At 54.3% G+C, this 13675-nt stretch carries 9 protein-coding genes and 1 pseudogene; 6 read left to right on the forward strand and 4 right to left on the reverse strand.

Annotated elements, in window-relative coordinates:
• The first annotated feature begins 25 nt into the window (after positions 1–25).
• Positions 26–517, forward strand: a complete 492-nt coding sequence (locus EL645_RS21010; protein ID WP_126552319.1) for an LURP-one-related/scramblase family protein — start codon at positions 26–28, stop codon at positions 515–517.
• Between the two features lie 91 nt (positions 518–608).
• Here the strand turns inward: EL645_RS21010 and EL645_RS21015 are convergent, their stop codons facing one another.
• Together EL645_RS21015 and EL645_RS21020 are read right to left on the reverse strand one after the other, a co-directional pair.
• Positions 609–1268 carry a DoxX family protein gene (locus EL645_RS21015; RefSeq protein ID WP_126552320.1) on the reverse strand — a complete coding sequence of 220 codons (660 nt, stop codon included), beginning with the start codon at positions 1266–1268 and terminating at the stop codon, positions 609–611.
• A gap of 362 nt (positions 1269–1630) precedes the next feature.
• Positions 1631–2428, reverse strand: coding sequence for a ribonuclease HI (locus tag EL645_RS21020; RefSeq protein ID WP_161977548.1), 798 nt, complete (start codon positions 2426–2428; stop codon positions 1631–1633).
• 183 nt (positions 2429–2611) lie between these two features.
• Here EL645_RS21020 and EL645_RS21025 point away from each other — a divergent pair, with 183 nt between their 5' ends.
• From EL645_RS21025 to EL645_RS45600, 5 genes and pseudogenes are all read left to right on the forward strand, one after another.
• Positions 2612–4891: a winged helix-turn-helix domain-containing protein gene (locus EL645_RS21025; RefSeq protein WP_126552322.1), complete on the forward strand. Its 2280-nt coding sequence runs from the start codon at positions 2612–2614 to the stop codon at positions 4889–4891.
• Positions 4892–5070: 179 nt separating this feature from the next.
• Positions 5071–6441 (forward strand): cytochrome P450, encoded by a 1371-nt coding sequence (locus EL645_RS21030; RefSeq protein WP_126552323.1) that lies wholly within the window; start codon positions 5071–5073, stop codon positions 6439–6441.
• 305 nt (positions 6442–6746) lie between these two features.
• On the forward strand, positions 6747–7757 hold the full coding sequence (locus EL645_RS21035; RefSeq protein ID WP_126552324.1) for a phosphotransferase enzyme family protein: 1011 nt from the start codon (positions 6747–6749) through the stop codon (positions 7755–7757).
• Positions 7758–7891: 134 nt separating this feature from the next.
• A complete protein-coding gene (gene deoC / locus EL645_RS21040) occupies positions 7892–8845 on the forward strand; it encodes a deoxyribose-phosphate aldolase (protein WP_371865748.1) in 954 nt (317 codons plus the stop codon).
• 15 nt (positions 8846–8860) lie between these two features.
• A pseudogene (locus tag EL645_RS45600) lies at positions 8861–11308 on the forward strand (aldehyde dehydrogenase family protein).
• A gap of 77 nt (positions 11309–11385) precedes the next feature.
• Here EL645_RS45600 and EL645_RS21050 read toward each other — a convergent pair.
• Both EL645_RS21050 and EL645_RS21055 read right to left on the reverse strand, forming a co-directional pair.
• Complete coding sequence (locus EL645_RS21050) at positions 11386–12918, reverse strand: PDC sensor domain-containing protein (protein ID WP_126552326.1); 1533 nt, start codon at positions 12916–12918, stop codon at positions 11386–11388.
• 24 nt (positions 12919–12942) lie between these two features.
• Positions 12943–13575 (reverse strand): DUF4388 domain-containing protein, encoded by a 633-nt coding sequence (locus EL645_RS21055; protein ID WP_126552327.1) that lies wholly within the window; start codon positions 13573–13575, stop codon positions 12943–12945.
• Positions 13576–13675: the final 100 nt, after the last annotated feature.

Raw genomic sequence — 13675 nt, forward strand, 5'->3', positions numbered from 1 at the left:
CTTTTTTTGAAAGGAGTTCAAACCAATGCGCTATCATTTGCGGGAACATGCCTGGGGTCTGACTGATACCTTTACCGTGCGCGATGATGCGGGCAATGCGGTCTTTGAGATCCATGGTAAGTTTTTTCATGTGGGCGATAACCTGATTATGCGGGATCGCTATACCGGCCAGGAGTTGATTCAGATCAAGCAGCGGCTCATCTCTTTGCGACCCAGTTATGACATTTATCGTAATGGCCAGCATTGGGCCAATGTGCATGAGCAGTTCCATTTCTTCGGTGAGCGCTTTAAGGTCCAGGGTGAGAATGGGATGGTTTTTCATATCGATGGTAGCGTCTGGCGCTGGAATTTTACGATCAGCGATAATGGCGGAAACCTGCTGGGCCAGGTGGGTCGTGAACTTTCGCTCTTCCATGAAAGTTATGCCGTCGATGTGGCTCAGGGTGTGGACGCTCCTTTTATTATCGCGCTGGCCGTGGTACTGGAAATGGTCAAAGATCATCAAGAAGAGCACTAATTTTTCTCTATCATCTGGAGTACAACAGTAAGCGGGCTGCCGAACTAATTCGACAGCCCGCTTCTTACTGCGCTTTGTGGTTGTTTGTGTGTCAACTCGCTAGCGAAGGTTTGTTGGGGACCTTCTTTTCTACTTGCTTTTCCTCTTTAGCTAATGAGCCAGTCCAGGGTGTGCCGAGCAGTGGCAGTAGCCAGCGATCTACGCCGTAGTAGCCACCAATCCGCCAGGCCAGGATCAGGAAGAGTGCCAGAAATCCAAGGATTGGATTTGTGCTCACGGTACCAGCCAGGATATAGTTCAAGTTCATAAAGACACCGAAGAAGGCGGCGATACCTGTCAGGGCACCGAAGATTAAGCCCAGGCCGACCAGTATCTCACCAAAGGTGACCAGGTAGGCGAATAGGGCTGCATTCGGTAGTGCTACATTTTGCAGGAAGGCGGCATACCAGCTCTGTACGGCGGGATGTGCACCACTTGCCTGTGTCAGCGCACCTGCGACGAAGCCTTTGATGGCCGCGCCGTCGTGTCCACTAAACACCCACGGGTTACCAGTAGACTGGCCAAATGAGCCAATCGCTATTGAATGACCGGTCATCTTTTCCCAGCCGGCTGTGATCCATTCATATCCTACATACAGGCGGACGATAAGCCACAGCCAGGCCATACGCGTATCGGCGAACAAGAATTTAGCAATCGGAGGCTCTGCAATCTGGGTGGCTTTGCTTGGTTGAATTGATTGAAACTGACGCATGATCGAAACTCCTTTTCGATGCTATCGCATATATTGATATATAATTGCGCTTTACAATACCTGCTCGCTATCATCGAGCGCATCTGGTAGAACCGGGAGATGTCCGGGTTGGTTAGCAAAGAGGGATAGATATGAATATTTTTCTTTGCTAATGTGCTTCCTGGCTCTCTCCTTTGTTGTTCTCTCTGTATCTCTTACATTTGTATAATAAGTTTTTTGTCTCACATATAGATCACAAGATAGGCCTATAACATCACTACCGCTTCACAAAGTCTGCCAGGACTTTGTGAAGCGGTAGTGATGTTATTTTCTCAATTGTATAGATGTAGGTGGAGAGCCGTGTTGATCCCTTTAAGCCTCACTTAGAGGCGATACTTGACCACCAGTTTTTGGAGCCAGCTACTCTGTTTCTCGGATGGTACAAAGGTATTTTTGCGCAGGCGTTTGGTCATATCGGCGATGAATTTGCGCTCCTGCAGGCTGACCCGGGAGCTATTGGGGTCGATGGTGTCGATATAGGATTGGAGTTGCTGGACCTGTTTGCGTATCTTGCTGATCTCCGCCGAAGAGAGGCCGCTGCGCGCCTCGGGGGTCTGTGATTGTTGCCAGCGCTCGAATGCCTCTTCATTGCTATCCCAGGCTCCCAGCCCGGCCAGGTAGTCGGCGCGCTCATTATGTTCATGCCCGGCGTGCCCACGCACCCAGATATATTTAGGTGGGGTCTTGCGATAGCTTAGCATTTTGCGATAGATCTCCCAGAGATCGGGATTGGCCTTCATCTGATAGGCGCCGGTGGCGACCTTGATGGTATACTCGCTATCGCTATAGATGGTCAGGGGGAGCACCGGGGGAGCGATTGAGAGGACGGCCAGGACCGCCGATATTTCGGCCCGGTTGTTGGTGGTCGTTTTGGAGCGGGGAATATGCCCATAGCACTCTACACACCGGGCTTGCACAGGAAGCTGCCCATCGATCGCGTCGGTGGCGGCCCATAACAGCGCGCTCCAACCGGCCGGCCCACCAGGATTTTTAATACATGCTCCATCGGTATACGCGACCACACCGGTCTTGTCCAGACCCGGCAACGCGGCCCGCACATCCACATCCAGAACTGCTTTAAGGATCGAATCCCACTCTAAGGAAGCTTGAATTTCGCTCACTCCAACGACCTTTCCATAGCTGATGATACTAATCGATGCTCTGTGTATGGTGCAGTTTAGCATAGTTGCCACCCCCCTGAATAGCACCGGGAGCCCTCTATAGTTGGGGTAGTAGGAGCGGTTGCAAAAGTTACCCATAGGCGAGGTATAATCAGATGGGTAACTTTTTACTGAGGAGGGTCTATGGCTTTTCGGACTCCGTATGTGCGTGGAGGGGTGTTGTATTGTGGCGAGCAGGCGATTGAGGTGGAGAGCGAGCCGTGGTGGAGCTGGCTGGGGGGGGATGCGACGACCTTTCGCTATCTGGATGGCACGCACTCCTTTACGGCCCGCCGCGAGGCCAGACAAGGGCAGCACTACTGGTACGCCTATCGTAAGCAGCAGGGTAGGCTTGCCAAGCGCTATCTTGGGCGCTCGGAGGACCTGCAGAATGCCCAGTTAGATCATATTGCCCGCAAACTCTCTGAGCGCTTGACGCTTGAGCCTGTTGCCAAACCTGAGAAGTCTAAAGGTGGTGAGAAAGGGACGCGCCTCTTTGAGGAGTTGTTCTCTCAGCAAACAGCCCTGGTACAGCGTTTCCTCCTTCATAGCGCGCAACTGGAGCACTTTACCGCTCCTTTATGCGATGCTGTCCTGGACATTCAGGAGAGTGAGGCTATCTTGCTCTCGCTAGAGCAGAGCAATCGCTTCCTGCTGCCCCTGGACGAGAGCCATACCTGGTATCGCTACCATAAAGTGTTTGGCGACTTTCTGCGCGCGCGTTTACAGCAGACGGCTTCTGAAGTGGTACGTGAGATTCATCTCAAGGCCGCCGGGTGGTATGAGCAGCAGGGAAACCTGTCTCTGGGCATGAATCATCTCCTGACAGCTCGGGAGTTCGGGCGGGCGGGGGAGGTGCTTGAGCGCAACTGTGAGCCACTGATGAAGCAGGGCAAGTTCCTGACTCTTCAGCATTTTCTCTCAGAACTGCCCGAAGAGGTGCTGAGGGCACGCCCACGCCTCTTCCTCTACTATGCTGTCTGCATGGCGATAACGGGCCATGTGAAAGAGGCTGAGCGGTATCTGCGCAGGGCGGAGCAGCAATTGCTTCCCTGGCTGGACCAGGGTGACTCTGCTGTGCAGATCGATCTCCCGCCAGAACAGGTGCGCTGCGAGCTCTCTATGACGCGGGCCTCGCTGGCTGCCTACCGGGGCGATGTCGAGGCGACCATACGCTTGAGCCGCCAGGTAGCGACGCTCTTACCTCCAGGGAATGAGTATCTGCGTAGTACTCTTTTTGGTATCCAGGCCACGGCATATATCCTCAGCGGCGACCTGGCTGGTGGGATGAAAGAGCTGGTGCAGGCACAGGATGCCGGGCGAGCGGTCGAGTATCTCTATCTTGAGGTGATGGGCAAGAGCCTCCGCGCTTATATGCTGATGGAGCAGGGCGCTTTCCAGCAGGCTGCTACTCTCTGTACACACATCATCGACCAGGTCAGGGATGGCACGACCTTGCCAGATCCAGTTATCGCCATGGCCTATATTGTCCTGGGTGAGATTGAGTACGCGTGGGGACATCTTCAGAAGGCCGAGCCTCTGCTGCGACGAGGTGTAGAGCTGAGTGAGCATTGGAGCGATATCAATCTGCGTATACGTGCTTACGCTCTTTTGGCTCGCCTCTTGCGTGTACAAGGAGACATCGATCAGGCTCAGCAGCTGGCCGAGAAACTGGAACAACTGGGCTGGCAGACGCATGTGTCGCGTGCCGTACTGTATGGGCAGGGGCTCCAGGCCCGTCTCTTGCTGGATCAAGGGCGAGTTACGCAGGCCCTCTCCTGGGCAGAACATGCTGACCCCAGGTATACACAGTCTGCCGCCTACCTGGACGAACCCCTGGCTCTCTTGTCTTGCAGGGTATTGGGTGAGAACAAACTATTTACCGAGGCTCTGCACCTCAATGGGCGCCTTCTGGTTGCCGCCGACGAGGCCCAGCGCCACAAGAGCCGCATCGATATTACGGTTGCGCGGATCGTTCTCTTCTGCAAAATGGGAGCGCACCACGAGGTGCAGCAGCTAGTAAACGCAGCCATCGAGTTGGCGGCTCCTCAGCGTTACCTCTCGCCCTTTCTAGAGGAGCGGCGCGTCTTTGCACCTATCCTGATACGCCTGTCTCACTTCCCTGAGCAGCAGACCTCCCTCTCGTCCGTGGGGCGGGACTTCCTTCTTGAGATCGTATCCTCTTTGGAGAGAGGCGGTGGCCCTGAGCGAATGCTGAATGAGAATCTTGCCTTGACTGCGCGTGAACAGGAGGTGCTCCACCTCCTGGCCCAGGGTCTGACCAATCAGCAGATTGCGCAACAGCTCTTCATTGGTCTGAATACCGTCAAGTGGCACCTGAAAAACCTGGCTCTCAAGCTTGGCGTCCATACCAGGCTCCAGATCGTACACCAGGCTCAACGGCTCCATCTGCTCAAGCCCTGAAAACCCTTCCTTTGGAGGGTCTCAAGTCTCAGCTTACTTGCTAGAATGGTGGAGGGTCCCGCGTGAGCTGAGACGTTCTCGCGGAAGAGAAACGCTGTGGATGAGGAGAAAAGGGCAGGCCCCAACAAGAGACAGAAGCCTTCCAGGAATGGGTAGGAAGAAAGAAAGGGATACATATAATGACACAAACGAAGGGTGTGAGCTTGAAAGAGGCACCGGGTCCCCAGGATGGGGCTTTTGGTGGGTATATGCGCGAGCTACAGAGAGATAGTCTGAGCCTGTTTATGCGTATGTTTCGCGAGTATGGCGACATTGTGCGTTTTCGCGCGCTGGGAAATATCTATGTCTACATGATCTCGGATCCTGATGGGATTGACTACATGTTACGCCGCAATAGCCAGAACTATGCGCGGGCCACTGCGCATAAAACCTTTGAGTCGCTGCTGGGAAATGAAGGTCTGCTCACCATTGATGGGCCGTCCTGGCTACGCCAGCGCCGCCTGGCTCAGCCCGCCTTCCACCGCCAGCGCATCGCCGCCCTGGCACCTATGATGACCCGTGCCGCAGAACAGACGGTCCAGCGTTGGCAGGAGTACGAAAACAGGCAAGAAAGCTTTGAGCTTCTGCATGAGATGATGAGGATTACCCTCCAGATTGTCGCGGAGGCCCTTTTTAGCATCGATGTCACACGGGATGCCGATCAGATTGGGGCTGCCTTTGGGAGCACCCTTGGCTACCTCCAGCACAGCCTCTCTCATATTATGCCTCCACTCTTTGTGCCAACCAGGCGCAACCGTGAGTATCAGGAGGCACGAGGACAACTGGATCGCTTTGTCTATAAGCTGATCGCCGAGCGGCGAAATTCGGACGAGGATAAGGGCGACCTGCTCTCCATGTTCCTCCAGGCGCGTGATAGCGATACTGGCGAGGGGATGAGCGATAAGCAGCTCCACGACGAGATCATGACCATGTTGCTGGCTGGACACGAGACGACCGCGACTACCCTTACCTGGGCCTGGTATCTGCTCTCACAACATCCCGAGTCCGAGCAGCGTATGCATGAAGAGATTGAGAGTGCGCTCAGCGGGCGTACCCCTACCTTTGAAGACCTGCCGAAACTGACCTACACGCGTATGATCATTGACGAGACCATGCGTCTCTATCCTCCCACGACTGGTGTTCCCCGCACCTGTATCGCAGACGACGAGATCTGTGGTTACCGTATTCCCGCTAGAGCCAACATGGTTGCCAGCTCATATGTTGTACATCGCCATCCTGCGTACTGGGAGCATCCCGAGCAGTTTGACCCAGAGCGCTTTACTCCTGAACGCTCGGCAGACCGACCACAATTCGCCTACTTCCCCTTCAGCGGTGGGCCGCGCCAATGTATCGGAAACTCCTTCGCCCTGATGGAGGCCACGCTCGTCCTGGCCACTATAGCCGGGCGCTACCGCGTATGCCCTTTGCCCGATAATCAGGTCATCGCCGAGCAATTGGTGACTCTGCGCCCCAGAGGAGGCCTCTTCGTTCACATAGAACCGCGCTCATGACGCCTTTTATAGTGAATGTACCAGATGTGTTGTGAGGCTACAGGGCTTATCTGCTTGCGTTCGTGCTTCATCTTTGGTGAGTGAAGAGGATTCGGAAGGAAGAGCCAACAGGAGGGAGACACCAGGTGTTCTCCCTCCTGTTTTTTTAATATCCAAAAACAAGCAAACAACAAAACTCTAGAAATATCTTCCAGCTTATCCACAGTATGGATCGCTTATGATAGAATTGTGTTGTGTTTGTATGTTACCTCATGCATAATATGATGCGCTGAAAGAAGCAGCAGTATAGATTAGGTTTTTTGTTAATGAATACTACGCAAGTCATGCGTCTATGCACTATGGCGGGATTGGGCGAGCCACTGGAGGAGCCACAGGCGGCCTCCGGCGGTCTGCTGCATCGTGTGTGGCGGCTCACGACCACCGGTGGCACGTTTGCGCTGAAGCAACTAAATTCGGCACTTTTGCAAAAGCCAGGTGTTCTGCAGGCCTATCGTTTATCTGAAAATATCGCGGGCGCTATGGCTGCGCAAGGCATTCCCGCCGTTGCGGCGCTGGCGCATAGTGCAGGGAACGTCATCTATGAGCTAGATGATCTGACATTGCTTGTATATAAATGGATTGATGGCACAATTTTGCCGGTGGAATCCGTGACGCACGAGCAGGCCGCGCAGATAGGGGCCTTGCTGGCACGCATGCATGCCCTGCACCTGCAGCTACCAGGGGTGGCTCCGTTAGAATGGACCCATTTTGAGGATGAGGATTGGGATATTTTGACCTTTCAGGCCTCTGACTTGAACCTTCCCTGGGCTAATCCTGTGCGCTCACTCCTGCCTCGCTTGCTCGAATGGACGCGAGCCTATGAAGAGGCTGGGAAAGTATTGAGCCAGCGTATGGTGATCAGCCATACCCATTGTGACCCTTCCAATGTCATCTGGAGCTCCCCAACGCAGCCCTGGCTGATCGATTGGGAGGCGGCCGGCCTGATCAATCCAACCATGGAACTCGTTGGGGCCGCCCTGACGTGGAGCGGGCTATTGCTGGGGCAAGCGGGCGAAGCACGTTTCTCTGCTGTCCTGCAGGGCTATCGCAGCGCCGGCGGAGAGATAGAGGATTCCGGCCAGGCGGCGCTCCATGCCTATATGGGTAGCTGGCTCGGCTGGCTGCTTTTCAATATGCGCCGCTCCCTCGGTGAATGCGTAACCAATGAAGAAGAAAAATTGATAGGTATACGTGAGACATCCAACACAGTACCTATTTTGCGTACCCTGGCGACCAATGCGGCATCCTGGGCCGCTCTGGTCGATGCCTGCCAGTAGCCCGACCTCTTAGCGTAATCAGAAATGATGTCTTTCATTTTACCGTCAACGTCTTTTTATTTTAACCGTCAAAGGAAAAATCCATGACCACGACTAAAGCGCGTGCGGAGTCAGTAGCTGGCGCACAGCCAGCTATGGCCGAAACCCTGGTACGTAATCCAGGCATGTCCCTGGATATGGGGTGGGTCAGTCGCGTACATATCAATCGCAGTGCGATCGAACGGCGGGCCACCACATTGCCAGCACGCCGGACTGTAAAAAAAGAATGGCAGGCGGCCTGGCTTTTGCGGGCAATTACCTGCCTGGATCTCACGACGTTGTCGGGAGATGATACCCCTGGCAATGTGCTGCGTCTTTGTGCGAAGGCGCGCCAGCCGGTACGGCAGGAGCTCTTGAGTGCTCTGGGCTTTGAACATTTGAATGTAGGGGCTGTCTGCGTCTATCATCAATTTGTGTCGACGGCTGTTGATGCTCTGCGTGGCACTGATATCCCTGTCGCTGCGGTTTCTACTGGTTTTCCTGCTGGTCTGAATGCCTTTGAGCAAAAGTTGCAGGAGATCACGGCCTCGGTGGCAGCCGGAGCCAGAGAGATCGATATTGTGATCTCGCGCCGCCATGTGCTGACCGGAGACTGGCAGGCGCTGTATGACGAGGTTAAGGCATATCGTGAGGCCTGCGGTGAAGCCCACCTGAAAACGATCCTGGCGACCCATGAACTGGCGACGCTGCGCAATGTTGGTATGGCCAGCCTGGTCTGTATGATGGCCGGGGCCGACTTCATTAAAACTTCTACCGGCAAGGAGCCGGTCAATGCCACCTTGCCTGTTGGCCTGGTGATGGTGCGCGCCATTCGCGATTATCATGAGCAGACCGGCTATAAGGTTGGTTTTAAACCTGCCGGTGGCATTCGTACCGCCAAAGCCTCGCTGGACTGGTTGGCCCTGATCAAAGAAGAGCTCGGCAACGAGTGGCTGAATAACACGCTGTTCCGCTTTGGTGCCAGTGGTCTGTTATCCGATATTGAGCGCCAGTTGGCGCACTTTGCGACCGGCCAGTATGCTGCCGCCTATGAAAATCCAATGGTTTAGCCTGGGAGATAAAGTATGAGTATCATGGAAATTTTTGAGACGATGGAATATGGTCCGGCACCAGAGGCCTCTTCCCTTGCGCTGGCCTGGATGAAAGAGCATCAGCCATTTCAGTTGTTCATCAACAATCAATGGGTCAAGCCGGCTAATGAGACCTATTTTGAGAGCAGGAATCCTGCCACCGGTAAGGCTTTAACGCAGATCGCTGCGGCCGATAAGGCCGATGTGGATAAAGCTGTGGCGGCAGCCCGTAAGGCCTTTACTTCCTGGAGCAAGACTCCGGGCCATGTGCGCGCCCGCTATTTATACGCCATTGCGCGCCATATCCAGAAGCATGGCCGCCTGCTGGCGGTCTTGGAGGCGCTGGATAATGGTAAGACCATTCGTGAGACGCGCGATATCGATATTCCCCTGGTGGCTCGCCACTTTTATTATCATGCCGGTTGGGCCCAGCTGATGGAGGCGGAATTGCCTGATTATCAGCCGGTCGGCGTGGTGGGACAGATCATCCCCTGGAACTTCCCTCTCTTGATGCTGGGCCTGGAAGATCGCGCCCGCCCTGGCCATGGGCAATACCGTTGTCCTGAAGCCTGCCCGCTATACCTCGCTGACCGCGTTGAAGTTTGCCGAGATTATGCAGGAAGTGGGCCTGCCCGCCGGGGTTGTCAACATCGTTACCGGTGAGGCCTCCAAGGCTGGCGATGCGCTGGTCAATCATCCCGATATCGATAAGATCGCTTTTACCGGCTCGACCGATGTGGGGCGCAGTATCCGCCAGGCTACCGCCGGTAGCGGTAAGAAGCTCTCGCTCGAACTGGGTGGTAAGTCTCCCTTTATCGTCTTTGATGATGCCGACCTGGATAGCGTGGTTGAGGGTGTGGTTGACGCCATCTGGTTCAATCAGGGCCAGGTCTGTTGCGCCGGCTCTCGTCTGCTGGTGCAGGAAAATATCGCCGAGCGCCTGATCAAGAAGCTACGGGCCCGCATGGAGAACTTGCGCATCGGAGATCCATTGGATAAGACCATGGATATTGGAGCAATTGTCTCACCGGGACAGCGTGAGGAGATTCAGAGCCTGGTTGACATTGGTGTGAAAGAGGGGGCCCAGTTGTGGCAACCGTCCACCAGTTGCCCGACCGATGGTTCGTTCTTCCCGCCCACCCTTTTTACCAATGTCTCACCTGCCTCAACGCTTGCTCAGGTGGAAATCTTTGGCCCGGTTCTGGTAACCCTCACTTTCAGAACACCCGCAGAAGCGGTTGAGATTGCCAACAATACCCGCTATGGACTGGCTGCCAGTATCTGGAGCGACAACATTAATCTGGCGCTAGATATCGCTCCTAAAGTGAAAGCGGGAGTGTCTGGATTAATAGCACCAATCTGTTCGATGCCAGCTGTGGTTTTGGTGGTTATCGAGAGAGTGGCTATGGCCGTGAAGGCGGTAAAGAGGGCCTCTATGAGTATGTGAAGCCGGCATGGTTCGGTGCTCATGGTCACTCCGTTGGCTCAAAAGCGGCCAGCGCGGAAGAGCGGCAGGCGAGCGCTAATGGAGCTGTGCACACGGATGCCCTGGAGGAATTTACCTCCGTGGACCTGCGCGATGAGCATGGTTTCCCGCCCATTGATCGTACACCCAAGCTGTTTATTGGTGGTAAGCAGGCGCGCCCGGACTCCGGCTATAGCCTGACGATTACCGCGCCCTCGGGCCGTGTGCTGGGCGAGGTCGGCGAGGGGAATCGCAAAGATATTCGTAATGCCGTTGAGGCTGCGCACAAGGCCAGTGGTTGGAGTGGCAGCTCGGCGCATAATCGTGCCCAGATCCTCTACTATATTGCTGAGAACCTGGGGGCGCGTGAGACCGAGTTCGCGCAGCGCATCGTGGCCCAGACCGGTCGCGGCTATGCCGATGCCCTCAATGAGGTTCAGACCAGCCTCTCCCGCCTCTTTACTTACGCGGCCTGGACCGATAAGTTCGAGGGGAGCGTTCACCTGCCGCCAATGCGTGGCGCGGTGCTGGCGATGAAAGAGGCCATTGGCGTGATTGGTCAGGCTTGTCCGGACGAATACCCGCTGCTGGGCTTTATCTCGCTGGTGGCACCGGCGATCGCTATGGGCAATACCGTCGTCACCATCCCATCGTCACGTGCGCCATTCAGTGCCACCGACTGCTACCAGATCTTTGAGACCTCAGATGTCCCGGCGGGAGTCATCAACATCGTCACTGGCGATCGTGAAGTGCTCAGCAAGGTCCTGGCCGAGCACCATGACGTTAACTCTATGTGGTACTTTGGTAGCGCGGAAGGCTCGAAAGCCGTCGAGCTGGCCTCCACCAGCAACATGAAGCGCACCTGGGTCAACTACGGCCGTTCCCGCAACTGGCTGGAACGCATCCAGGGCGAAGGCCAGGAATTCCTGCGCGAAGCAACCCAGGTAAAGAACATCTGGGTTCCCTACGGCGAATAAACAACCAGACAAAGAAAACCCCTCCCCGCTTATCGCGAGGAGGGGGTTTTCTTTGTCTGAAAAGCATGTCCGGCTAATTAACGTCCGACCACCGAGCGTAGTTCTTGTACGACCTGTTCGAGCTGTTCGGCGGCATCGGTAGCTGAGGTTGCACCGGTCTGCAACTGCTCGGTTACCTGGGTCGCTACTTTGAGGGCGGTCGCTAGCTTCTGGTTGCTGGCATTCTGGTATTCCAGTGCATTGACCAGGTATTGCGACGAGCGCATGATCTCATCCAGTGCCTGGTCAGCCTGCGCTGGTGGCAACTGTCCTCGGTGCTGCTTAAGCAACATAGTGGTGTTGGTTAGCTTCTCCGAGGCCACCTTGGCGGCATCGGTATAATATTGTACCGATTGTAAGCCGACCTGTGAGGAATCCACCACCCAGACCTGCTCACCGGCGGCATCTTGCTGGCTCTGGGCCAGGATGTTTAGTGCCTGGCTGTTTTCGCGCAGGCGTTCTACCGCACGCATAATTGGGCGTGAGATGCCCAGGCCGACGAATAAACCACCAATAGCTACCACCAGGGCGGCCAGGCCAGCCAGCCAGAAAATATTATCTCGCTGCTGATTGGCGATGTCAGTAACACTATTGACCGGGCTCAGCACGAAGTATTGCCAGGGCACCACCGTGGTTGGCTGGCGCACGATTTCAAAGTCATCTTGCTGTCCCGCCGGTTTAGCCTGAAATATTTCGGCGGTGTTCAGGTTATTTGTATGGTCCCCGATGGCCGTATCGTAGGGTCCGTTTATTTGTGATTGTGAGCCATAGCGCTGCTGTTGCATAATCTGTCCTTGCACCGTCTGGCTCAGCGGTTTGATACTGGTAAACAAGCGGTCCGGGTTGGTATCGGCAATGATCACGCCATTCTCATCCACGATGAAGGCGTAGCTGCCCTTGCCATGGATGCCGACATCCTTTTGCACGATCTCTTTCCAGATGTAATCCATTTTCAGCGTTGCGCGCATAAAACCCACAAACTGGGTTTTGACATTGGGTGTGGGAAAAGAAGTAATAGGAGCATAGATATCAACGGATGCGACTTTGGCTCCGGGATCATAGTAGACCGGCGAAATAATTGTGTTGCCCGTTTTAATGCTTGTTAGCTGATCGGGCGTAATATATGTATCACCACGTTTGGGCGTTCCTTTGGGATAGGATTGAATTAAGTTGCCCTTTGTATTAAAGAGCGCCCAGTAACTATAGTCCTTACTGCGGCTCAAGCCTGCTTGCAAGGCAAACGTAGCGTGTATCAGGCCGTCTTTATATATCAGAGGTGGGGTTGTAGCAGGATCAAGTGCCATAAAGGTCTGGACGCTGGGCACCTGCGTGAGGGCCAGGGCATCCAGCTTGCGTTCATTAAAATAAGTGTCAATCAACTGCACACGTGTTTGTGAGTCACTGGTCATCGTGTCATTAGCTTGCCTGAGCAAGGTTGGGCGTGTTTGTACCAGGATAAATACAATCACTAGCACGAGCGGTATGATCGCAGCGAAAACATAGCCGATCGAGATGCGCAGAGATAATGGAAGCCCTCCTTGCCTTTTTGCCTGTATGTCTTTCTGTGCCATGGTGTATTATGTCCTTTATTTCAACTACGATAAGTAAATAATGCCAATGCGTTCTAGATCATGAAGAAGTTGCTGCACTTCTCCAGGCGGCCGTCCCGTCAAACGAACGAGTTCAATGAATGATCTATTTCCGTCAATCAATAGGTATAAGTGACGGTAGTGACGCGGAAGATTGGCCCGGGCTAATCTGCGCATGCCTTCTTCAGCTGAGCAGGTACGACGAGGATCACCAGGACCAACAGGTATGGACGGAGCTCCTGGTGTTACTGGTATCGCGGGCATCGATCCGGTCGTTGGACGTTGTCGGAAGTCGCCGGGTAATGGTTGAGTAATGGATGGGCGGACCGCTGGTAATGATGGGTTGGTTGCCGGGGACATTTGAATGTTGGCCATTGGCCCGGTACCTTTATCTGTGTTAGTATTAACAAAGATAAAACGGCATGGGCCCCAGGTTTTGAGCCAATCCAGTGCAGTCTGACCTTCAAGCTGTCCACTTTGTGCGGATGTGATATGACCCTGAGAAAAAGTGATCTCTCCCCACTCTCTTTGTGGTTCTTCTCCTCGCTCAATGGAGAGTTGCCCGGTTTTGCGCCCGAGCTGAAGAACCTGAATTACATTCATTAATTGATCTGTTGCGATGCCACGTCGTGATGCCATGAGCGTCTTGCTCCGTCTCTAAGCATGTCTAACCTTAAAGGTCGTATCTATTGAAAGATTATACAAGCATAGCATAAAGAACGAAAATTGTGACAATTTT

Source organism: Dictyobacter kobayashii (assembly GCF_003967555.1).
GTDB lineage: Bacteria > Chloroflexota > Ktedonobacteria > Ktedonobacterales > Ktedonobacteraceae > Dictyobacter > Dictyobacter kobayashii.